Source organism: Nereida sp. MMG025 (assembly GCF_021654165.1).
Taxonomy (GTDB): Bacteria; Pseudomonadota; Alphaproteobacteria; order Rhodobacterales; family Rhodobacteraceae; genus Nereida.
Genome location: NZ_JAKFZN010000003.1, coordinates 239492 through 261915, shown reverse-complemented (window position 1 = coordinate 261915; position 22424 = coordinate 239492). Strand labels below are relative to the sequence as shown.

Here is a 22424-nt window from a genome sequence, read left to right as displayed (position 1 = left end):
CCTTGGCTTTTTCTTTCCCTTGGGCGGCAGACATAGTAAATATTGGAAAAAGCAGCAGTGTGAGCAGGGCAAAATATGAAACCCAACGCGTTAGTCGGTTTATCGGTTGAAGGGATCAGCGTGCACGCCCGAACGGCTGATGCATGGTATACAGCTGGAAAAGTACCCCTTGATAGCGCTGATCTGGGCGCGGCGCTCACCCCATTGATCCAGAGCGTCGAAAAAGCCACTGATGCGCCTTTTCGCGCCAAACTGATCATCCCAAACGATCAAATCAAATATATCACCATTCCTGTGGTTAAGGGGTCCAAAAGCGAACAGCTTGCTGCTGTCAATGCCGCGATGGAAGGCCAAACGCCTTACATGCTCGATGAATTGGCAATAGATTGGGCAAGCACGGCAGACAAAACCTATATCGCGGCGGTTGCGCTTGAAACTCTGGGCGAAGCCGAAGGGTTTGCTGCAGAAAACGGTCTGAACCCCGTCAGCTTTGTCGCAACTCCAGATGACGGGACATTCCTCAACACTGATGGCACAGCCGAGCCGTTTTTTGGCACCGCCGCAGCGGCGGCCTCCCTTTTGGACAAGGGCGAAACCGTGTCGCGGGATGCGCAGATATTGCCTATCGCAGGGCCATTGAACGACTATCTTGCACAGACCGCGCAAGCCGCGTCCGATGAAAGCACAGAAGGCGACGCAGACAGCGCGCAAAATGTAGCCTTTGCCACGAAACGCACGGTTGCGCTGGACGAAAATCTAGAGCCGAAATTGGCCGCTCCCGTGGCCGTACCGATTGCCACGGATCGCGGCGAAACCGCGCAAACCCCAACCTTGGGTGGCGCATCACGAGGCACCCCCCAACCTGTTGCGGCCACACCACCGCTTGGCACGCAAGACCCCCCCGCTGCGACACGCGCAGCACCCGTCACAGGCCTGCCTGACGCCGCAGCGCAAACGCCTGCGCCCACACCCATGGCAACCAAAAAATCCGATGTGCCGCTGGCTGCCAAACCACGCGGTGGGGCATCGCGCTATCTTGCGCTTATTCTGACAGGCGTTTTGCTGGCGTTTTTGTTGATTGTGGCTTTGATCGCAGGCGGTTGGGACAGCGCCAGCTTGAGCCGCCTGTGGACGTCCGACACCGAAATCGCCAGCCAAGAAGGTCTTGATCCAAGTGACCCCGCGTTCGCTGTCCCTAGCAGTGAAGAACTCACTGATGCGGTCAGCGAACCCGGCCTTCCAAGCACGCAGCCCGTTGAAGCAACATTGCAAGCCTTGCCGTTGCGCCCTCAACGGTCCGACCCGCCTGCCCGCGTGCCATCCATGTCTTTGCAAGATGCGCGACAGGCTTATGCCGACACGGGCATTTGGCAGCGTGCGCCATCTCCGCAGCTTATCCCGGGCGCGTCCGAGCTGGATAGCCTATACGTGGCGTCCCTTGATCCAATGGTGGGGATTTCCGATGCAGTTGCCCTACCCTCTGTGCGCCGATTGCTGAGTGATGATCTGCCGGGACGTCTGAGCAATCCGACTGCCGCAGGCCAAGCCTTTGTTCTGGGCGAGGACGGGATGGTGGCCCCCTCGCCCGAAGGCACGCTCAGCCCGGACGGCATCACGGTTTTTGCCGGCAAACCACCCGTTGTCCCGCCCGTCCGCACCGTTCAGCCAGAGGCACCAGAACCCGAAGTTGACCCGGCCTTGGCAGCTTTGCGGCCAAAGGCGCGGCCCGGCAATCTGGTCGATACCAACGAACGGCAGGTCTTGGGCGGCTATTCGCGTTCAGAGCTGGCGGCCTTGCGGCCTCAGCTGCGCCCCAGTGGCCTTGTGCCCGCACCCGCCCCAGACCCTGCGCCCGAACCCACCGTGGCGGCTGTTGCGCCGCCCGCAAACAACCCGTCGCTTGTCCCCATCGATCCAAAGCCCGCAGATGTGCCCGAGACCACGGCACCTGCGCCCAAGCCACAAGGCACAGCCCAAGCGGTTGCGCGTTCGATCACGCCAAAGCCCCGCCCCCGTAATTTTGACCGCCGTGTCGCCCGCCAAAAAGAGCAAGCCGCCCCTGCCGATAGCGGGCGTGCTGTGGCATCTGTTGCCCCTCGCACTGTGCGGCCATCAGGCACAACCCCGTCGTCGGTCGCGCGCAATGCCACGCTGAAAAATGAAATCAACCTGCGGCGCATCAACCTGATTGGCGTGTACGGCAAAACAAGTTCGCGCCGTGCGCTGGTGCGCTTGAAAAACGGACGTTACGTGCGGGTTAAGGTCGGAGACCGCGTGGACGGTGGCCGCGTCGCTGCGATCAACCAGTCAGAATTGCGCTACGTCAAACGCGGCGAAACCATCCGCCTGAAAGTCCCAAGCAGCTAACCTGCCGAAATGCACGCGAAACGTGATTTCGCGGGCAAACAGACCTAGGCACGTCCGCTACCACATGACATACTCACCGCGCTGCCCGCGCCAGTCATAGCACTCATCCCCAAAGGCCCCTAAATGGAAAGTTTCCTCTTTCAAGCCACGATCTATCTTGGGGCGGCGGTCATTGCGGTGCCTCTTGCGGCGCGTCTGGGGCTTGGCTCTGTGCTTGGATATCTTTTGGCGGGTATCGTGATTGGACCCTTGTTCGGCTTGGTCGGCTCGGAGACAGAAGACCTTAAACACTTTGCGGAATTCGGCGTTGTGATGATGCTGTTTCTGATCGGGCTAGAGCTTGAGCCCCGTGCGCTTTGGGACATGCGGGACCGTTTGATTGGTCTGGGCGGCTTGCAAGTGAGCGTGACCACGCTTCTTATCATGGGTGGTGCAATGGCGCTTGGGCAACCGTGGACAATCGCTCTGGCCATTGGGTTGATCTTCGCCCTGTCATCTACTGCGATTGTGCTGCAAACCTTGGCCGAAAAGGGCCTGATGCAGACGGGCGGTGGACGGTCAACCTTCTCGGTCTTGCTGACACAAGACATCGCAGTGATCCCGATGCTGGCCTTTTTGCCCCTATTGGCAATGCCCCTGTTACCACAGCTTAATCCCGATGGATCGATGAACCTTGGCAAAGACGACGATCACGGCCATCACGCCATGTCGCTTGTCGATGGGCTGCCGGGATGGGGCGTGACCCTTGTGACCATCGGTGCGATGGTCGCTGTTGTTCTGGCGGGCATCTATCTGACCCGTCCCGTGTTTCGCTATATCCACCATGCGCGCCTGCGCGAGATGTATACCGCGCTGGCCCTTTTGATGGTCGTGGGCACAGCCGTATTGATGGGGCTGGTCGGACTTTCGCCCGCTTTGGGCACGTTTCTGGCAGGCGTTGTCTTGGCAAACTCGGAATTTCGCCACGAACTCGAAAGTGATCTTGAACCCTTCAAGGGACTGCTTTTGGGGCTTTTCTTTATTACCGTCGGCGCGGGCATCGACTTTGCGACGCTCTTCAAATCTCCTTTGTCCATCATCGGTCTTACCCTTGCCGTGATGCTGATCAAGGGCGCCGTTCTTTATCTCTTGGGACGGCTCTTTCACCTTAAAGGGCGCGATCAATGGCTGTTCACACTTGGGCTGGCGCAGGCTGGCGAATTCGGCTTTGTCCTGATCAGCTTTTCGTTGCAAACAAATGTCTTACCACCCTTTCTTGCGGATCGGCTGCTGCTGATCGTGGCGCTGTCCATGCTGATCACACCGCTGTTGTTTATCGCCTATGATCTGTTGCAACACCGGATGGAAGAGGCCGACACCACACCCCATGACACCATTGACCAAGATGAAGCCGCCCACATCATCATTGCCGGGATCGGGCGATTTGGCCAAGTCATCAACCGCCTGGTTCAGATGGCAGGCTTCAAAACCGTTGTAATAGACAACAACCTCAAAACCGTAGAACTGATGCGCACCTTCGGGTTCAGGGGCTTTTTTGGCGATCCAACCCGCCCCGATATGCTGCATGCTGCGGGGCTATCTTCGGCCCAGGTCTTGGTGGTCGCGCTGGACGACAAAGACGCCGCAATCAAGTTGGTGACATACGCGCGAAAAGAACGCCCTGATCTTCACATCATCGCGCGCGCCCGCGACCGCGTGCAAACCTATGCGCTCTATCAGGCGGGCGCGGATGACATCGTGCGCGAGATGTTCGACAGCTCGCTTCGCGCAGGCCGATACGTTCTGGAAAACATGGGGCTCACCGATTTTGAAGCCGCAGAAACGGAACATACGTTCTTCAAACTTGATCGGCGCGCGATGCGCGAATTGGCGGAACTGTGGGATCCCAACATTCCCATCACCAAAAACAAGGCTTATATTGAACGCGCCCGCGAATTGAACAAGGATTTCGAGACAGCCCTCGTTCAATCACTGGACGCCGATGAAGACGCAGCGATTGCGGGCAAAACTCCTGATACCTAGCCCTCTGCGACCCCTGCTTGCGCAAATGTCGCCATACCCGAATGGCATGCGATTGCGCCTTTTAACACACCTATGGCCAAAGCCGCCCCCGATCCTTCGCCCAAGCGCAGCCCGAGCGACAACAACGGCGATTTACCCAAGGCATCAAGCAAGGCTTCATGTGCACCCTCTGCCGACAGATGCCCTGCCACACAGTGATCCAACGTGCCTTTTTCCGCTGTCTCAAGACACAAGGCCGCAGCGCTACAAATAAAGCCATCCAAGATAACGGGGATCCGTTCGGCGCGTGCGCGCGCGATCGCACCGCACATCCCCGCAAGCTCGCGCCCGCCCAAACAGCGCAGGACCTGCAGTGGATCACGGCTTTCATTGGCAGCCAACCCTTGTGCCACCACACGGGTTTTCAACGCCAGCCCGTCGTCATCCACGCCCGTGCCGCGCCCAGTCCAATCGCCAGGATCTCCGCCCAAAAGGGCCGCGCAAATCGCGGCGGCTGATGTCGTATTGCCGATGCCCATCTCTCCCGTCACCACCAGATCGGACAATGGGTCCACCGCGTCCCATCCCGTTTGAAACGCGGTAACAACCTCTGCCTCACTCATTGCAGGCCCCGTGGTGAAATCTGCGGTCGGGGTATCCAAATCAAGCGGATGAACCGTCATTTGCGCCCCAAATGCCTTGGACAGTTGATTGATCGCCGCACCGCCATGTTCAAAATTTGCAACCATTTGCACCGTGACCTCGGCAGGAAAAGCGGAAACGCCCTGTGCTGTGACCCCGTGATTGCCCGCAAAAATCAAAACCTGCGGTGCCGCCAGAACGGGTGCGGCCTGCCCCCGCCAACTGGCATACCAACACGCCAGATCCTCCAAACGCCCCAAGGCGCCAGGCGGTTTCGTCAACTGTCCGTTACGCGCACGCGCCGCATCAAGCGCCTTCTCATCAGCCATTGGCATCGCCGCCAAGGCTTGGCGAATATCGGAAAGGGAAGAAAACTGCGTCATGGGGACCTCGTTGCTAATCGTTCGACTTCTGTTTACCCATTCGTGACCCAAGAGCAACGCAGCACATGAGCCGCAATGACCAATAAATCCGACATGCCGCTGATTGATCTGCGCGATATCCCCGCAAGTCTGGGATTGCTCAGCCGCTTGCCTGTGCGCGTTGATGCCGATCACGCAATGGCGCGCAGCGCGGCAAGTGCTTGGGCCTACCCTGTTGCAGGAGCGATCATCGGTGCGTTGGCGGGTGGCGTGGCATGGCTATGTCTGTGGCTCGGCCTTCCCGCGATGATCAGCGCGGGGCTCACTCTTGGCGCTGCAATCCTCATCACAGGCGCGCTGCACGAGGACGGATTGGCCGATTGCGCAGATGGGTTTTGGGGCGGATATACCGTGGAACGCCGCCTGGCGATCATGAAAGACAGCCAAATCGGCACATATGGCGTGTTGGCCCTTGTCCTTTCCGTTGGCCTTCGGTGGCTCGCATTGGGCAGTCTCTTGCCCGACGTAAACCCGATCCTCACACTTGCAGCCATCGGCGCAATCAGCCGGGCCACGCTTCCAACCATCATGCATAGCGTGCAAAATGCCCGGTCATCGGGCCTGTCCCATCAGGTCGGCCGCCCCGAACGCAACGCAACACTGGTCGCGCTGGCCATCGGCGCTTTGGCGTCTTTCATGCTAACACCCGTCGCAATTGCAGTGATGGTGATCATCTCACTGGGCTGCATTCTCTTGGCAAAAAACAAAATCAACGGTCAGACAGGTGACACATTGGGCGCCACGCAACAACTGATCGAAGTGGCCCTTTTGATCTTCATTGTTGCTTGAAATACCTCGGGGGTGTGGGGGCTGGCCCCCACCCAAACATGCAAAAAGGCGGGCCTTGGCCCGCCTTTCCGTTTTACAGCGTCATCAATCCTATGCAGCAGCAGGTGCCCGACTGTTCAAAACGGCTTCAATCTTGGAGCCTGCTTCGCCTTCGTCCTCACCGCTCACAGCGGCCACTTCGCGGGTCAGTCGTTCAAGGGCCGCCTCATAAAGCTGCCGTTCAGAGTAGCTTTGCTCGCGCTGGTCGTCGTTGCGGTGCAAATCGCGGACCACCTCTGCAATCGCGATCAGATCGCCGGAATTGATCTTTTGCTCATATTCCTGTGCGCGGCGTGACCACATCGCGCGTTTGACTTTGGCCTTGCCTTTGAGGATTTTCATTGCGTGGCTGATCTCGTCACCTGTGGACAGGCTGCGCATGCCCACATCAACCGCTTTGTTGGTTGGCACCCGCAATGTCATCTTGTCTTTTTCAAACGCAATCACAAAAAGCTCAAGCGTCATGCCTGCAACCTCTTGTTCTTCGACCGAAACGATTTTTCCAACACCATGTGCGGGATAAACAACAAATTCATTCGGGCTGAAATCCAGCTTCTTCGCCTTACTCATCTTCATTCTTTCCTTTCGTGCCGCGCCAAAAAATAACCCCTCGCCGAAACCTGTTTGGCGAAGCGTCATCCCTGTCCAGATGTCCCAAGAAACGGCAGCGTTTCATACCCATCACCTGATGGCGGAACCAAAGCGGGCGGCTCTGATGTGGGATTACCATACCACAAAAAAGGGCCGCCCGAAAGGCGACCGCTTGGAACGATTCGACATAAAAACAAAGGATTTGGCACACTTACCTTAGGTAAGCAGGCGAATCGCTTATCCGCCTTCGCCTGGGGCTTCACTAAAGTATTTCTCCAGTTTGCCTTCTTCACCATCGCGCTCTTCGGCTTCGGGAAGCTGATCTTTTTTGGTGATGATCACAGGCCAGGCTTCGGAATACTTGCGGTTGAACTCAACCCATTTTTCCATGTCAGGCTCTGTATCGGGGCGGATCGCATCAGCGGGGCACTCAGGCTCACAAACACCACAGTCGATGCATTCGTCCGGATGAATGACCAGCATGTTTTCGCCTTCGTAAAAGCAATCAACGGGGCAGACTTCAACACAGTCGGTGTATTTGCAAGCAATGCAGTTGTCAGTGACGATATAGGTCATAAAAGCGGTCCAGGATGTGAAGTTATCGCCTAGCTAAATCAGGGCAGCGGATCATTCAAGACCATCAAAGCGGTCCAATTGTCGCCTTTGCTTTTTTGTCGGCCGCCCACCCCCTTCGTAAACAGGGCGCGGCGCAATTTTCGCAGGGTCTTTGGGCGGTTTGGGCGGCGTCAGATCGGTGTAAAGCGCCTGCGCCTCTGGTGCGGGGCCACGTCTGTCACCAATACCTTCGATGCACACAACACGCACCTCTTTGGCCTGCGTGAACGTCAGGACCATACCGGCTCTAACTGCGCGAGAGGGTTTGGAGACGATGGTCCCGTCCACCCGCACCTTGCCTTCACTGATCACACGACCCGCCAAAGTGCGGGTTTTAAAAAACCGCGCATGCCAGAGCCATTTGTCCAGCCGTTGGCTTTGGATCTGATCGCTCAATCCTTCTTGAGACCCATCAGGGCAGCTGCAAACGGGTTGTCAGGATCAATGGCTTTTTCCTTGCGGGCAGGTTTTGCGCTGAATTTCTGCGCCTTGTTGCCACCTTTGCCTTGCGGTTTACCGCCCTTTTTGCGCGGCTTGTCGCCTTGGGGTCGGGGCTTGCCACTGCCGCGGTTGCCGCCACGGGGCGCCCACGCAAAGGTATAAAACACTTCCATTTCTGGCGCGGCATCTTCTTGGGCATCGGGCACTGCCGTGTCTGTTGGCGCAACAGGGGCTTCTTCGGCCTGTGCCTCGCCCGCATCAGTGGTTGCGTCTTTCGCAGGCTCGGCGGGGGCTTTTACCTTCACACGCTCGCCTTTTTCCGCCTTGTATCCAAGGCCTTGCATCAGATCTGCGAACTGCTCAAGCGTCATGCCCGTGATCGACAGCATATCGGGGTTGGCTTCAAAACCGGCCCGCGTGTCTTGGCCGCGCAGCATATCGGCAAGGCGTTCCAGCATATCAATCCGGATCGCGCGTTCACCCGCAGCGCGGTAGCCCGCCATTGTATGGTAGCCTTGCGGATTGCCTTTGGCAGCAGGCACTGTGACCAGACCAGCGGGGGGGCTTTCTGGAAACTCTTGCAGGTTCTGCGCCAGTGACCACAGCACCAAACGCAAACGCGTCGGCGCAGGTTTCAGCAAAAGCGGCATGAAGATGGTGAACTGGCCAAAACGGATGCCATGTTTGCGCAGCGCACCGCGCGCGTCCTGATCAAGGTCCTTGACCTCGCCCGCTACGTCACCGCGCGGGATCACGCCCATGTTTTCCACCATGCGGAATGCAAAGCCCTTGGCCAGCCCTTGCAACGCATCGTCGTTTTTCAGGTTTTCAAGCGGTTCAAACAGCGTCGTGATTTTGCGATCAATAAAGTGCTGCAACCGGCGTTGGACTTTGGCGGCAACATCGGCGCCTGCTTCTTCGTCCACAAAGGCTTGCACCTGCGGCTTGAGCGCATCACTGCCCGTCACAAGTTTGCCAACCGCAAAAGTACCCCACATCAGGCCACCTTGTTCGGTGAAATCAATCTCGGTGTCGGGCGCATTGTAAAACCGATCGGCCCGCAAATGAAATTCAGGCGCCAGAACCTGCAAAGCCGCCGCACGCAGCGTTTTGGCCTCATCGGGCGTGGCACTTGCGTCTTGCTGAAAGCGGAAGCCTTCGATTTTGCCAATCAGTTGGCCTTCTACGGTGATCTCACCAGCGTCGTTAATCTCAGCCACAAGGGCCTCCTTCTGCTTCAATCGCCGCAACAAAACAGATGTACGGCGATCAACAAATCTTTGGGTCAAACGCTCGTGCAGAGCATCTGACAGGCGGTCTTCTACAGCACGGGTTTCCCCGCGCCAATGGTCCATATCGTCCAGCCAACCGCTGCGCTGCGCGACATATGTCCACGTGCGGATGTAGGCCAGACGTTTCGACAGCGTGTCGATATCGCCCTCCACCCTATCGGTGCGTTTGACCTGCCGCGCCATCCAGTCGGCGGAAATCCGGCCCGATTGGTGTAAAAAGGTGTATATTTGCATCAACAAACTGGCGTGTTCAGCCGCGGATATACCCCTGAAATCGGGGATGCGGCACACATCCCACAAAAGTTTGACCGACGCGCCATTGGACGCACGCGCACGCACTTCGGCATCCTCGGCCAGCGTTTTCAGCGCGATCAGATCATCGCTGTCGCGCACGCGGGTCAACCATTCGTTGCTGGTCTGGTCTTGCAGACTGCGCAACAGGGCATCCACTGTGCCCATCTGTAGCGCCGAATTGCGCCATTGAAGTTTGCGCACCGGGATAAACCGACTGTCGCAAATCGAGGTGACGACTTCTTCATGGATTGGCCCTGCCTCGCCCGTCACCCCAAAGGTGCCGTTGTTCATATGCCGTCCGGCGCGCCCCGCGATCTGGGCCAATTCATTGGGCTGCAAAGGCCGCATGCGACGGCCGTCGAATTTGGTCAGACTGGAAAAGGCAACGTGATTGATATCAAGGTTCAGCCCCATGCCGATGGCATCTGTCGCCACCAGAAAATCGACCTCGCCATTTTGATACATATCCACCTGCGCATTGCGGGTGCGCGGCGACAACGCGCCCATCACCACAGCAGCACCACCCTTTTGACGGCGCAACAGCTCTGCGATGGCATACACATTATCAACCGAAAACCCGACAATCGCCGTGCGTGGCTGCAAACGGCTTATCTTTTTCGAACCTGTATAGGTCAGCGTGCTAAATCGTTCACGTTTGAGAAATTGTGCTTTGGGCACAAGTGCTGCAATCGCGGGGCGCATGGTTTCGGCCCCCAAAAACAGCGTTTCATGCAGCCCGCGCGCATGCAAAAGACGGTCGGTAAACACATGCCCGCGGTCCAGATCGGCGCAAAGCTGGATTTCGTCAATCGCAAGAAAATCGCAGCCCATACCATCGGGCATCGCCTCGACCGTGCATACCCAATAGGCCGCGCGGGGTGGGACAATCCGTTCCTCGCCCGTGACAAGGGCCACAACCGAGGGGCCACGAATGGCAACAATGCGGTCATAGACCTCGCGGGCCAGCAGGCGCAACGGCAGCCCGATCACCCCCGTCTTATGGGCCAGCATCCGTTCAATCGCATAGTGGGTTTTGCCCGTGTTGGTCGGCCCCAAGACCGCAGTTATCGTCACTGCGTTTCCCCTACATCACACCAATGGTCAGAGAGCTTGGCCCGCCACTGCAGGCTCCAACCGCTCTATCGCTGTTGCTACGTCCTCGCGGTGGGGATGTATAGAGGCCGCCTTGCGGTAGGCCTCAAGTGCTGCCCGTTTCTGCCCCGTTTCTTCAAGAATAATGCCAAAGCCGATCATCGCCTGATAGTGGTTGGGATTAAGCACCAGCGCCCGGCGAATGTCATCCAGCGCAGGACCAAAAAGCCCTTTGCGAAAATAGGCCGTGGCCCGCCCGTTGTATCCTTCGGCAAATTCGGGCGCGTGATCTGTCAGTGCGGTGAAATGATCAATCGCTTCTTCAAATGCACCCGTTTCCAAAGCATCGCGGCCACGTTGCAGCAACAAATCCATCGCAGGGCTGCCAGAACGGGACCATTCGTTCATCAGTTCGCGCTCTATCACTGCGTAGGTTTCAGGCGTGCTGTTGCGCAAACGCTCCAACGCGGTGGGCGGCACGGTGTCTTGGGCCAGCGCGGGTAAGGAAATCCCCACTGCCAAAAGACCCCACGTCACAATAGAAAGATGGTTGCGCTTGGTTTGTTTCATCACAAATGTGAGTGTAGCGCGGCTGCGCAGATTTGCGAGAGGCGATTTGATCTGCAGCCATCACATATGAAGGAGCGTGAGAAATATGAGCGACGTTATCGATACAGCAGTGGCAGCCCTGAACGAAAAAATGGGCGATGGCGGGTTTTCTGGCGTGGCCAAATTTGTGGTCGAAGATGAAGGCGCGATCATGATTGATGGCGATGGCGCGCGCGCAGGCGATGAAGATGCAGACGTTACACTGACCGCCAGCACCGACACCTTCAAAGCCATCCTGGACGGTGAAATGAACCCCACCGCCGCATTTATGACAGGCAAACTGTCGGTTGATGGCGACATGGGCAAAGCGATGGCCCTGTCCTCGGTCCTCGGCTAACCCGCATGCAGAACGCCCCTTTCGACAGCGCAGCCGCAGACGGCCCCGATGCAGGGGCCGCCTATTGGATCACGGCTGACGACGGGGTGCGCCTGCGCATTGCGCATTGGCAGAAAGGTGCGCGCGGCACGGTTCTGCTGTTTCCCGGTCGCACTGAATATGTCGAAAAATATGGTCGCGCAGCACGAAGCCTTCTGGCGCGGGGGTATGGCACAATCACAATCGACTGGCGCGGTCAGGGCCTTGCAGACCGTCTGTTGGATGACCGCAACAAAGGTCACGTCGAGAAATTCAGCGACTATCAACGCGATGTTTTGGCAATGGTCGAAGCCGCAACCGATTTGGGCCTGCCCCGCCCCTACTATATGATCGGTCATTCGATGGGCGGCTGTATCGGGCTGCGCGCGCTTATGGAAGAACTGGACGTCAACGCAGCTGCCTTTTCGGCGCCGATGTGGGGCATCCTGATGTCGCCAGCGCTGCGCCCGATTGCATGGGGGCTGACCACAATCGCGCGGCCCTTGCAGTTTGCAGATCTCTACGCCCCGGGCACCAAGCCCGATCCCTACATCATGGTCGCCCCCTTTGAGGACAACACCCTGTCACGCGACAAAGACATGGTGGACTACATGCGCCAACATCTAATCGACCAACCCGATCTGGCCCTTGGCGGGCCAACGATGCATTGGCTGAACGAAGCGCTGATCGAAATGCGCAGCCTTGCGGCCAAGAAATCGCCCGATGTGCCAACGCTGTGCGGCTTGGGCGACAATGAACGCATCGTGGACCCTGCCCGCGTGCATGACCGCATGGCCCGCTGGCCAAATGGTGAACTGAAGGTGTTTACCAATTGCGAACACGAGCTGATGATGGAGGTCGCGACAACGCGCGAAGGTTATCTTTCGGCCTGCGCTGACCTCTTTGATGCGAACGGCTAGACCACAACCTGTCTCTGGCGGCCAAGCCCTTCGACCTCAACCTCGACAATATCGCCTTTGCCCAGATACCGCGGCGGCGTCATGCCCATGCCGACGCCGGGGGGCGTGCCTGTCATGATCACATCCCCGGGGTGTAGCGACATCATCTGGCTAAGATAGCTGATGATCTGGGCAACGGTGAAAATCATATCGCTGGTGTTGCCATCCTGAACGATGTCCCCATTCACCCAGGCGCGCAACGCAAGGTTCTGGGGATCGGCGATCTGGTTGGCAGGCACAAACCACGGTCCGATTGGCGCAAAACTGTCGCAGCTTTTGCCTTTGGTCCATTGGCCACCGCGCTCAATCTGAAACGCGCGTTCTGACACGTCATTGCAGGTGACATATCCCGCAACATGGGCCAGCGCATCAGCCTCATCTACATATTTTGCATGGCTGCCAATCACCACGCCAAGTTCGACCTCCCAATCCGTTTTGGCAGATCCGCGCGGCAACTCCAGCGGGTCATTCGGCCCACATATCGCAGAGGTCGCTTTCATGAACACAATCGGCTCTTCAGGCACAGGCATACCAGCCTCCACTGCGTGGCTGCGATAGTTCAATCCAATGCAAATGATCTTGCCCACGTTCAAAACAGGGCACCCCAGACGCGGCGCATCCGCGACCTTGGCGGCGACTGAGATGTCGGCTGGCTTAACCCTTTTCAGATCGGCGTTTACCTGTGCGTGGCCCGAAATGTCGCGCAGCGCATCATCCGTATCCAAGGCCCCAAACCGTTCCGCGCGTGCGTCTCCGAAGCGAACAAACCTCATGCATCACCCCCGATCTCGTGAACACCCGCAGCATCAGCGCGCGCCCCGTTCAGCATCCACGCGTGTTCTGATCCAATGAAAAACATGCTCATCCCATAGGCCGACCACTCCTGCGCTTTCTGGGCATTCGGCACCCATGACATATAGGCTTTGCCCTGCGCCTTGGCCGCTTGTCCGACATGCGCCAAAGCGGCCGTCAGTTCGTCGCTCGCCTGATGGTCATAGCCATAGCCGACCGATAAATCCGCAGGACCGATGAACAGCCCGTCGATGCCATCAACAGCGGCAATGTCTTGGGCCGCGTCCACACCGGCCGGTTCTTCGATTTGCGCAATCACGATCGTCTGCGCGTCCTGGTCCATCACGCAAGGCATTGATCTGGTTGCAAAACCGGCCCAACGGGTCGATCCCGCATAACCGCGTCCGCCCAACCCGAAGTGCGCCGCGCGTGCCACCTCTTGGGCCTTTTCAACGCTGTCCACATGCGGGCAGACAATGCCAACGGCGCCCATGTCCAAGGCTTGTAACACCGCACGCGGGCTGCTGTCTTCCACACGCACCAACAGCGGAAAATCAAGTGCGCGGCCAATGGCCATACACGCATCCATTCGGGCGCGGTCAAAGGGGGCGTGTTCTGCATCAAGGCAGATAAAATCCAGTCCCGATTTCGCCAGAACCTCGACCACCTCGTGACTGGGCGTTTTCATAAATGTGCCCGCCAGCGGTGCGCCCGACAGCATCCGTTCTTTGAAATCCGCAATGCCCATAATTTGCCCTCTCCCAGTTTTTCTGTGTCTGACCAAATACGCAAATGGCAACCTTCGCAAGGTGCTCTAGGTTAACCAACCATGGCAGATGTCTTAACCTTTACCGATCGCGGCATTTACTGTCCCGCCGGCGATTTTTATATCGACCCCTGGCGGCCTGTTGAACGCGCGCTGATCACCCACGGCCATGCCGATCATGCGCGGTGGGGCCATCAACGCTACCTTGCGACCAAAGCGGCGGCCCCTGTGATGCGCCATCGTCTGGGCGACATTACCCTCGATACAATCGACTACGGCGATACGATGCAAATTGGCGGCGCCAAGGTAAGCTATCACCCTGCGGGTCACGTGCCCGGCTCTGCGCAAATCAGGGTTGAGGTCAAAGGCCAGATTTGGGTCGCATCGGGCGATTACAAAACCACCGACGACGGGTTTTCCGAACCCTTTGAACCTGTGCGCTGCCACGCCTTCATCACCGAAAGCACCTTTGGCCTGCCCGTTTTCAAATGGACGCCACAAGACGCGGTTGCAGATCAGATCAACACGTGGTGGGCCGCCAATGCCGCGGATGGCCGCGCTTCTGTTTTGGGCGCATATGCCTTGGGCAAGGCCCAAAGGCTGCTAACAGCGATTGACCAAACCATCGGCCCCATTTTGACCCACGGCGCCGTTGAAAATACAAACGAAGTGTTGCGCGCCCAAGGTCTCGAACTGCCACAGACAATACGTGTGAATGCTGATCTGAACCCCAAAGACCATCCCGGTGCCTTGATCGTCTGCCCACCTTCGGGCTTTGGCGGATGGTCCAAAAGGTTCGGGCCGCAATCCACCGCCTTCGCCAGCGGATGGATGGCCATGCGCGGGGTCCGCCGCCGCCGTGCAGCAGACCGCGGCTTTGTGCTGTCCGATCATGCTGATTGGCAAGGGCTTAACGATGCAATCCGCGCGACAGGGGCCGAACGGGTCTTTGTCACCCACGGCTACACCAGCCAATTCACAAGATGGCTGCGCGACCAGGGATATGACGCGCATGTGGTCAGCACCGAATATGAAGGCGAAACACTCGACGCCGCATCCGAGGACGGCGCGGCGCAATGAAGGATTTTGTAACGCTTTTCACCGCGATGGACCAAACCACCAAAACAACCGTCAAGACGGCCGCGCTGACAGCGTATTTTCAGACAGCCTCCGATACGGACAAATTGTGGTGCATCGCCTTGTTTTCGGGGCGGCGCCCCAAAAGGTCTGTCACCACAACGCTGCTGCGCGAATGGGCGGCCGAGGTCGCAGGTATTCCCCTTTGGCTTTTCGAGGAATGTTACCCGATCGTGGGCGATCTGGCAGAAACCATAGCCTTGGTTTTGCCGCCTGCCAAATCGCATGAAGATCAAACTCTAACCCATTGGATCGACGTTACTAAATCCCTTCGCAGCATGGAAGAGGGCGAGAAAAAAGAGACCGTTCTTGCCGTGTGGGACAGGCTTTCCACGACGGAACGGTTCTTGTTCAACAAACTGATCACCGGCGGTTTCAGGGTCGGTGTCTCGACCAAGCTGATGACCCGTGCCCTGGCCCGTGCCACCGATCAGGATGAAGCAGCGCTGACCCACAAACTGATGGGGCAATGGACGCCCGAAACAACCAGTTTTGAGGCGCTGATCCTAACGGATGATCCCATGGCCGATCTGTCACGGCCCTATCCGTTTTATCTGGCTTACCAGATGGAAAATTTGGATGAGCTTGGCGCCATAACCCATTGGAATATTGAATATAAGTGGGATGGAATTCGCGGCCAGATGATCCTGCGCGAAGGCCAGTTTCATCTTTGGTCGCGGGGCGAAGACCTGATGACAGACCGGTTCCCCGAACTGCATCGACTTGCCGATTTCATGCCCCAAGGCACCGTCATCGACGGCGAGGTTTTGGCATGGAAAGATGATGCGCCCTTGCCCTTTAACGCCCTGCAGAAACGGCTTGGCCGCAAGACGGTGCCAAAGAAACTCTTGGCCGAGGCTCCGGTCATCCTGCATGCCTATGATCTTTTGGAATTAGACGGCATCGACATTCGGGAAAAAGACTTGAAGTTCAGGCGCGAAGCCCTTGAAACTATTGTGGCTTCCTGTCCTGCCGATGCCCCCATCAAGCTGTCGGAAAACCTCGCGCCTGCGTCGTGGGATCATGCCGCATCGCTGCGTGATGTCTCCCGCGAAAACCATGCCGAGGGGCTGATGCTTAAACGGCTTGATAGCCCCTATCTGGCGGGACGCAAAAAAGGCGATTGGTGGAAATGGAAGGTCGATCCGCTGACCATTGACGCCGTGATGATTTACGCCCAAGCAGGTCACGGGCGGCGTGCAAACCTGTTTACCGACTACACATTTGCGGTGTGGAACGGCAATGATCTGGTGCCCTTTACCAAAGCCTATTCAGGGCTCACCGATGCCGAGTTTCGCAAGATCACAGCTTGGGTCAAAAAGAACACCATTCAGCGATTTGGCCCTGTGCGCCAAGTCTCCCCGGAACATGTCTTTGAAATTGCCTTTGAGGGAATACAAGAAAGTCCGCGTCACAAATCAGGCGTGGCGCTGCGCTTTCCGCGCATGTCGCGCTGGCGTCATGACAAACCCCTGCAAGAGGCCAATACACTGGATGATCTCAAACAGATGCTGGCCCAATACGGCTAGAGCAAAATACTGGCATTCGCCCCTTTCAACCCCCGCATGTCCCCCATAGGTTAAGCCTAACGGATAAAGGAATTCACAATGCTCGACACAGACCTTGGCACCCTGCCCGAATGGGACCTCACCGATCTTTATGCGAGTGAAGACAGCGATAAGCTTAAACAAGATATGGCGTGGCTGGAACAGGCCTGCGCCAGCTTTGCCAGCGACTACGAAGGCAAAATGGCCGATCTAAGCGCCGACCAGATGCTGGAGGCCGTGCAACGCTATGAAGCGATTGATGTGATCGCAGGGCGTATCATGTCGTTTGCGGGGTTGCGATATTATCAAAACACCACCGATTCCGAACGCGCGCAATTCATGTCGAATGCACAAGATGCGATCACCAACTACACCACACCGCTGGTATTTTACGGGCTGGAATTCAATCGTCTGGACGAGGCGCATCTTTCACAGCTTTTGACGCAAAATGCAGATCTGGCCCGCTATAAACCCGTGTTTGACCGCATGCGCGCGATGAAGCCCTATCAGCTGTCTGACGAGCTGGAAAAGTTTCTTCATGATCAATCCACCGTTGGCGCCGCCGCATGGAACCGCCTGTTTGATGAAACCATTGCAGGGCTGGAATTTGAGGTGGACGGCGAAGCGCTCAACATCGAAGGCACGCTCAACCTGCTGACCGACCAGGACCGCAGCAAGCGCGAAGCCGCATCTCACGCACTGGCCGAGGTGTTTGACAAAAACATCCGCACCTTTGCCCGCGTCCACAATACGCTGGCCAAAGAAAAGTCCATCGAAGACAAATGGCGCGGCATGCCCACGCCCCAAACGGGCCGCCACCTCAGCAACCATGTTGAGCCCGAGGTGGTTGAGGCCCTGCGCAACGCAGTTGTCGCCGCCTACCCCAAGCTGAGCCATCGTTACTACGCGCTCAAGGCCAAATGGCTCGGGCTAGACAAGATGCAGACATGGGATCGCAACGCGCCCCTGCCCCAAGACGACCCCAAGCTGGTCCATTGGGACGAAGCACAGCAAACCGTGATGGATGCATATGCCAGCTTTGATCCGCGCATGGCCGATCTGGCCGAGCCGTTTTTTACCAAAGGCTGGATCGACGCCGCCGTCAAACCAGGCAAGGCGCCCGGCGCATTTGCCCACCCCACCGTCACCACGGTCCACCCTTACGTCATGCTGAACTATCTGGGCAAACCGCGCGATGTGATGACACTGGCACACGAGCTTGGCCACGGCGTGCACCAAGTGCTGGCCGCGCAGCAGGGTGAATTGCTGTCCTCAACTCCGCTGACACTGGCCGAAACAGCCTCCGTCTTTGGGGAGATGCTGACTTTCCGCAAATTGCTGGACGGCGCGAAAACCAAAGAAGAGCGTAAAACCATGCTGGCCGGCAAGGTCGAGGATATGATCAACACGGTTGTCCGCCAGATCGCCTTTTACGACTTTGAATGTAAGCTGCACGCCGCCCGCGCCGAGGGCGAATTGACACCCGATGACATCAACGCGCTTTGGATGTCCGTTCAGGCCGAAAGCCTTGGCCCCGTGTTCGAATTTCAAGAGGGCTACGAGACATTCTGGGCCTACATCCCGCACTTCGTGCACTCGCCCTTTTACGTCTACGCCTATGCATTCGGCGATGGTCTCGTAAATGCGCTTTATGCCGTCTACGAAGAAGGCGACGCGGATTTTCAGGAAAAATACTTCGACATGCTGCGCGCAGGTGGCTCAAAACACCACAAGGAATTGCTGGCCCCCTTCGGTCTTGATGCCTCCGATCCTGCCTTTTGGGACAAGGGCCTGTCGATGATCAGCGGTATGATCGACGAGTTGGAAGCGCTGGAAGCCGAATAGCGATCAGGGCTAATCCAACTCTGTCCAGGGCCAGGGCTTCACCTCTGACGCGGCTGTCATATACCGTGCAGCCTTGGCCACCCAAATCCCCAGATCGGTGCCGAAATCCGCAATACGCGGGTTCGGCTCACGGCCATTGACCAACATGATCACAAACTGAACGATCGTAACAAACCCAAGGATCGTTTGGGCAAAGTTGATCATGATCCAGATCACAACCATCCAGATCAGCCGCATGCCCATGTTTTCTTCCACCTTGCCCTCGGCAGGGGTGTTCAGCTCAAATCCGTCATCATCCATCTAATCAATCCTTTCACCGGTCTGCAGAACGGCATCAATCATCTCTTGTGTGCCGCGTGAAAACTCTAGCGGACAGGCAAATGGGGCGTTCGTTAAAACACAACGGTTAAACGCCGCAACCTGCAGATCATACTGCCGCACTGTCGGAAAGCGTTCAATGCGCAGTTCACCCGACGCTGTGGTAATCTCGATTTGCGCTTCTTTATGCACGCCACCGTTGTAAGGCGCCTGCAGGCTGATCACACCTTCAGTGCCATGAAACAATATCCCCTGATCGCGCAACATCCGCGTGCTGACATAAGCCGAATAGGTCGCGTCCCCAAATCGTGCCTGCATATCGGCAAAAGTATCAAACCCGTCCTCTACCCGCAGGCGCGCGCCAATATCTGTCGGCTCCAGCCCTGTTGCAAAACGCGCGGTCCCGATCACATAGACCCCAATATCACGCAAAGCCCCGCCCCCCAAAGCGGCCTGATTGCGAATGTCGCCCTTATCATCGTTAAAAAAGGTAAACCGCGCCTCAATATGCATCAGCTTACCGATCTGACCTTGGGCCAAAAGAGCGTGAACACGCGCCCATTGCGGATGATGCACGGGCATATAGGCTTCCGCGGCAAGCAAACCGCTTTTGTCACGCGCCGCGATCAAACGATCAAAATCAGACGCAGCCATCGCCATGGGCTTTTCACACAACACATGTTTGCCCGCTTCAAGCGCCTTCAAGGTCCACTCAACATGCAGCGCATTGGGCAAAGGAATGTATATCGCATCAACCCTGTCACTTCCGACCAGCGCCTCATAACTGTCAAACAGGTCCAAATGCGGGCTAATCGTCTTGAAGGCTTGGGCCTTTTGTCCACAGCGCGACGCCACCGCAACAAGATCTCCGCCGTCTGCGGCATGAAGCGCGGGCCCCATATCACTAAGCGCGAACCGAGACGCCCCCAAAATCCCCCACCTGACATGATCCATGCGACAGCTCCCTTAACTTTGCATTAAGGTTAACCCGCCCGAATAAGAGAACATACACCAATCTTCTTTTGTTCAAAAAATATCCCCGCCGGAGGCTCCGACGGGGACAAAAAATTCAAAACGACAGATCAGCTTACGCCGTTGCAAGCATGCCCTTCTCAGCAGCCAGCTTGCGCATCTGGTCTTGCAGCTTTTCAAACGCCCGCACCTCGATCTGACGGATACGCTCACGGCTCACATCATACTGTCCGCTCAGCTCTTCCAGGGTAACAGGTTTGTCCGCCAAGCGCCGCTGCGTGAGAATATCTTTCTCACGGTCATTCAAAACGCTCATCGCTGCGGCCAGCATTTCGCGGCGCGCATCCAGCTCGTCTTTTTCGGCGTAGTCCTCGGCCTGCGTTGCGTCTTCATCCTCCAGCCAGTCCTGCCACTGCATCGCGCTGTCGCCATCGCTGCCGACCATCGCGTTCAGGCTGGCGTCACCGCCTGCAAGGCGACGGTTCATATTGATGACCTCTTGCTCGGACACATTCAGGTCCGTTGCAATCCGCTCCACGTGTTCGGGGCGCAAATCGCCGTCTTCCAGCGCACCAATTTTATTCTTCGCCTTGCGCAGGTTGAAAAACAGTTTCTTTTGGGCCGATGTGGTGCCCAGTTTCACAAGGCTCCATGAGCGCAGGATATATTCCTGAATGCTGGCACGGATCCACCACATCGCATAGGTCGCCAGACGGAAACCTTTTTCAGGATCAAAGCGCTTTACGGCTTGCATCAATCCAACATTCGCCTCCGAAATCACCTCGGCTTGCGGCAGACCGTAGCCGCGGTATCCCATGGCGATCTTGGCCGCCAATCGCAGGTGCGATGTCACCATTTTATGGGCCGCACCGGTATCGTCGTGATCCAGATAGCGTTTGGCCAACATGTATTCTTCTTCAGGTTCCAGCATCGGAAACTTGCGAATTTCCTGCATATAGCGGTTCAACCCGCCTTCGGGTGTGGGTGCTGGTAGATTTTTGTAGTTACTCATGTGAGATGCCCCCTTTTTGGAGATGTCTTACGGCTTTATGTAAACCGCGTTAACATAGATATGGGTGTTGAAAAGCCGCCTTACAAGAGCCGCGCCCTTCAATCGTTGAGCTGAAGTTAGGATGCCGATGTGACTTCCGAAAGGTCTATGTCAGTGCGCTCACACACATGCGACCTATGTTTCAATCACAGATCAGATGGCGGCTACCCGCGCAAAGCCTCGATCAAATCCAGCATATCGCGCGGCAAAGGCGCCTCAAAGCGCATCATCTCGCCGCTCACAGGATGCTCAAAGCCCAACACCGCGGCATGAAGCGCCTGCCTGTCAAAGCCCTGAACAGCCGCAATCGCGCCCTCTGACAGCGCCTTGGCGGGCAATTTGCGCTTGCCCCCATAGATCGGATCACCAATCAACCCATGCCCCGCATGGGCCATATGCACCCTGATCTGGTGGGTGCGGCCCGTTTCCAGCCAGCATTCGATCAGCGCGATCACCTCGGGCTGGCCAAACCGCTCGACCAGTCGGGCCCGCGTCACCGCATGGCGCCCGCCGTCAAACAAGACCGCTTGGCGTTGGCGATCATGTTTGTGCCGGGCCAAATGCGTTTGCAGCTTCAGGATATTGCCGGGCTCAAAACTCACGCCCCTGATCCCGCGCAGCCGTGGATCATTGCCGTCAGGCACACCGTAGCACAACGCGCGGTAATAGCGTTCGACCGTATGCGCCTCAAACTGGGCCGCCAGACCGTGATGGGCGGCATCTGTCTTGGCCGCCACCAGCAAACCGCTGGTATCCTTGTCGATGCGGTGCACCACACCGGGGCGTTTCTCGCCCCCCACCCCTGACAGGCTGTCGCCGCAATGGTGCATCAAGGCATTCACAAGCGTGCCCGACGGCGTGCCAGGGGCGGGGTGCACCACCATGCCCACAGGCTTGTTCACCACAATCAGGTCGTCGTCCTCATAGACGACATCCAGCGCGATATCTTCCGCCAACATATGGCTTTCAGAGGCCTCTGGCAGTGTTACGAGCACCACAGCACCCGCCGCCACCTTGGCCTTCTGGTCGGTCACGACCGCCCCATCAATGGCCACAGCACCCGCTTCAATCAACTTGCCAAGCCGCGAGCGCGACAGCGACGCTTGCACTGGCACATCACGCGCCAAAGCCTTATCAAGACGCGCAGGCGGATCTTCCGCAATCTCAAACGTAAGGACCGACATGGACCCCAATCCCCCAGAAATGGCTGAACCCGCAAACCTGCGGTTTCTTCGCGTTCTCGTTACCGTGCTGACCGCGACAATGATAGGGGGTGTGCTGTTGATCGTGGGGCTGATGGTCATGCGGTTGAACCAACCGGCGATGATCTTGCCGGAAACCTTGCGTTTACCGGGTGGCGTGCAGGCGACGGCCTTTACACAAACCGCCGATCACTGGCTGATCGTCACGCAAAACGGGGAAATTCTTGTGTATGACCGCGCAACATCGGCTTTGACGCAAAGCATACCACTGGAATAGATGACCATG

General features: G+C 57.3%; 21 protein-coding genes. 9 read left to right on the top strand and 12 right to left on the bottom strand.

The features are described from left to right. Window positions 1-75: 75 nt before the first annotated feature. Together L1065_RS10525 and L1065_RS10520 are read left to right on the top strand one after the other, a co-directional pair. A complete protein-coding gene (locus tag L1065_RS10525) occupies window positions 76-2367 on the top strand; it encodes a hypothetical protein (protein WP_237095431.1) in 2292 nt (763 codons plus the stop codon). 123 nt (window positions 2368-2490) lie between these two features. Continuing rightward, window positions 2491-4389: a monovalent cation:proton antiporter-2 (CPA2) family protein gene (locus L1065_RS10520; RefSeq protein WP_237095430.1), complete on the top strand. Its 1899-nt coding sequence runs from the start codon at window positions 2491-2493 to the stop codon at window positions 4387-4389. On the opposite strand, the gene cobT is transcribed toward L1065_RS10520, so the two are convergent. Continuing rightward, window positions 4386-5393: a nicotinate-nucleotide--dimethylbenzimidazole phosphoribosyltransferase gene (gene cobT, locus L1065_RS10515; RefSeq protein ID WP_237095429.1), complete on the bottom strand. Its 1008-nt coding sequence runs from the start codon at window positions 5391-5393 to the stop codon at window positions 4386-4388. The genes L1065_RS10520 and cobT overlap by 4 nt on opposite strands. Window positions 5394-5468: 75 nt before the next feature. On the opposite strand from cobT, the gene L1065_RS10510 reads away from it, so the two are divergent. Beyond that, the gene (locus L1065_RS10510; protein WP_237095428.1) at window positions 5469-6221 is read left to right on the top strand and encodes an adenosylcobinamide-GDP ribazoletransferase; all 753 of its coding nucleotides are present in this window, start codon (window positions 5469-5471) and stop codon (window positions 6219-6221) included. A 90-nt stretch (window positions 6222-6311) separates the two neighbouring features. Here the strand turns inward: L1065_RS10510 and L1065_RS10505 are convergent, their stop codons facing one another. From L1065_RS10505 to L1065_RS10485, 5 genes are all read right to left on the bottom strand, one after another. Then, window positions 6312-6830: a CarD family transcriptional regulator gene (locus tag L1065_RS10505; protein ID WP_237095427.1), complete on the bottom strand. Its 519-nt coding sequence runs from the start codon at window positions 6828-6830 to the stop codon at window positions 6312-6314. Between the two features lie 258 nt (window positions 6831-7088). Further along, entirely contained in the window at window positions 7089-7427 is a 339-nt protein-coding gene (gene fdxA / locus L1065_RS10500; RefSeq protein WP_237095426.1) for a ferredoxin FdxA, read from the bottom strand. Window positions 7428-7478: 51 nt separating this feature from the next. Continuing rightward, window positions 7479-7862, bottom strand: coding sequence for an RNA-binding S4 domain-containing protein (locus L1065_RS10495; protein WP_237095425.1), 384 nt, complete (start codon window positions 7860-7862; stop codon window positions 7479-7481). Beyond that, window positions 7859-10504 carry a helicase-related protein gene (locus L1065_RS10490; protein ID WP_237095701.1) on the bottom strand — a complete coding sequence of 882 codons (2646 nt, stop codon included), beginning with the start codon at window positions 10502-10504 and terminating at the stop codon, window positions 7859-7861. Before L1065_RS10490 ends, L1065_RS10495 begins: the two co-directional genes overlap by 4 nt. A 90-nt stretch (window positions 10505-10594) precedes the next feature. After that, window positions 10595-11155, bottom strand: a complete 561-nt coding sequence (locus tag L1065_RS10485) for a tetratricopeptide repeat protein (protein ID WP_237095424.1) — start codon at window positions 11153-11155, stop codon at window positions 10595-10597. Window positions 11156-11240: 85 nt separating this feature from the next. Between L1065_RS10485 and L1065_RS10480 the strand changes: the two genes are divergently transcribed. Both L1065_RS10480 and L1065_RS10475 read left to right on the top strand, forming a co-directional pair. After that, window positions 11241-11531 carry an SCP2 sterol-binding domain-containing protein gene (locus L1065_RS10480; RefSeq protein ID WP_237095423.1) on the top strand — a complete coding sequence of 97 codons (291 nt, stop codon included), beginning with the start codon at window positions 11241-11243 and terminating at the stop codon, window positions 11529-11531. Window positions 11532-11536: 5 nt separating this feature from the next. Beyond that, window positions 11537-12469, top strand: a complete 933-nt coding sequence (locus L1065_RS10475; protein WP_237095422.1) for an alpha/beta fold hydrolase — start codon at window positions 11537-11539, stop codon at window positions 12467-12469. On the opposite strand, the gene L1065_RS10470 is transcribed toward L1065_RS10475, so the two are convergent. Both L1065_RS10470 and L1065_RS10465 read right to left on the bottom strand, forming a co-directional pair. Further along, on the bottom strand, window positions 12466-13281 hold the full coding sequence (locus tag L1065_RS10470) for a fumarylacetoacetate hydrolase family protein (protein ID WP_237095421.1): 816 nt from the start codon (window positions 13279-13281) through the stop codon (window positions 12466-12468). The genes L1065_RS10475 and L1065_RS10470 overlap by 4 nt on opposite strands. After that, window positions 13278-14048, bottom strand: a complete 771-nt coding sequence (locus L1065_RS10465) for an HpcH/HpaI aldolase/citrate lyase family protein (protein WP_237095420.1) — start codon at window positions 14046-14048, stop codon at window positions 13278-13280. Before L1065_RS10465 ends, L1065_RS10470 begins: the two co-directional genes overlap by 4 nt. Before the next feature lie 81 nt (window positions 14049-14129). Between L1065_RS10465 and L1065_RS10460 the strand changes: the two genes are divergently transcribed. The 3 genes from L1065_RS10460 (at window position 14130) to L1065_RS10450 (ending at window position 18595) form a co-directional block, all read left to right on the top strand. After that, window positions 14130-15146 (top strand): ligase-associated DNA damage response exonuclease, encoded by a 1017-nt coding sequence (locus L1065_RS10460; RefSeq protein ID WP_237095419.1) that lies wholly within the window; start codon window positions 14130-14132, stop codon window positions 15144-15146. Next, window positions 15143-16732: an ATP-dependent DNA ligase gene (locus L1065_RS10455; RefSeq protein ID WP_237095418.1), complete on the top strand. Its 1590-nt coding sequence runs from the start codon at window positions 15143-15145 to the stop codon at window positions 16730-16732. Before L1065_RS10460 ends, L1065_RS10455 begins: the two co-directional genes overlap by 4 nt. A 78-nt stretch (window positions 16733-16810) precedes the next feature. Beyond that, window positions 16811-18595, top strand: a complete 1785-nt coding sequence (locus L1065_RS10450; RefSeq protein ID WP_237095417.1) for a M3 family oligoendopeptidase — start codon at window positions 16811-16813, stop codon at window positions 18593-18595. Window positions 18596-18604: 9 nt separating this feature from the next. Here the strand turns inward: L1065_RS10450 and L1065_RS10445 are convergent, their stop codons facing one another. The 4 genes from L1065_RS10445 to L1065_RS10430 form a co-directional block, all read right to left on the bottom strand. Further along, window positions 18605-18895 (bottom strand): DUF4389 domain-containing protein, encoded by a 291-nt coding sequence (locus L1065_RS10445; RefSeq protein ID WP_237095416.1) that lies wholly within the window; start codon window positions 18893-18895, stop codon window positions 18605-18607. Continuing rightward, a complete protein-coding gene (locus L1065_RS10440; protein WP_237095415.1) occupies window positions 18896-19867 on the bottom strand; it encodes a Gfo/Idh/MocA family protein in 972 nt (323 codons plus the stop codon). 133 nt (window positions 19868-20000) lie between these two features. Beyond that, window positions 20001-20897: an RNA polymerase sigma factor RpoH gene (gene rpoH / locus L1065_RS10435; protein ID WP_237095414.1), complete on the bottom strand. Its 897-nt coding sequence runs from the start codon at window positions 20895-20897 to the stop codon at window positions 20001-20003. A gap of 203 nt (window positions 20898-21100) precedes the next feature. Next, window positions 21101-22120, bottom strand: coding sequence for an RluA family pseudouridine synthase (locus L1065_RS10430; protein ID WP_370641173.1), 1020 nt, complete (start codon window positions 22118-22120; stop codon window positions 21101-21103). Between L1065_RS10430 and L1065_RS10425 the strand changes: the two genes are divergently transcribed. Next, on the top strand, window positions 22119-22415 hold the full coding sequence (locus L1065_RS10425; RefSeq protein ID WP_237095412.1) for a DUF6476 family protein: 297 nt from the start codon (window positions 22119-22121) through the stop codon (window positions 22413-22415). The two genes, L1065_RS10430 and L1065_RS10425, sit on opposite strands and share 2 nt — an antisense overlap. Window positions 22416-22424: the final 9 nt, after the last annotated feature.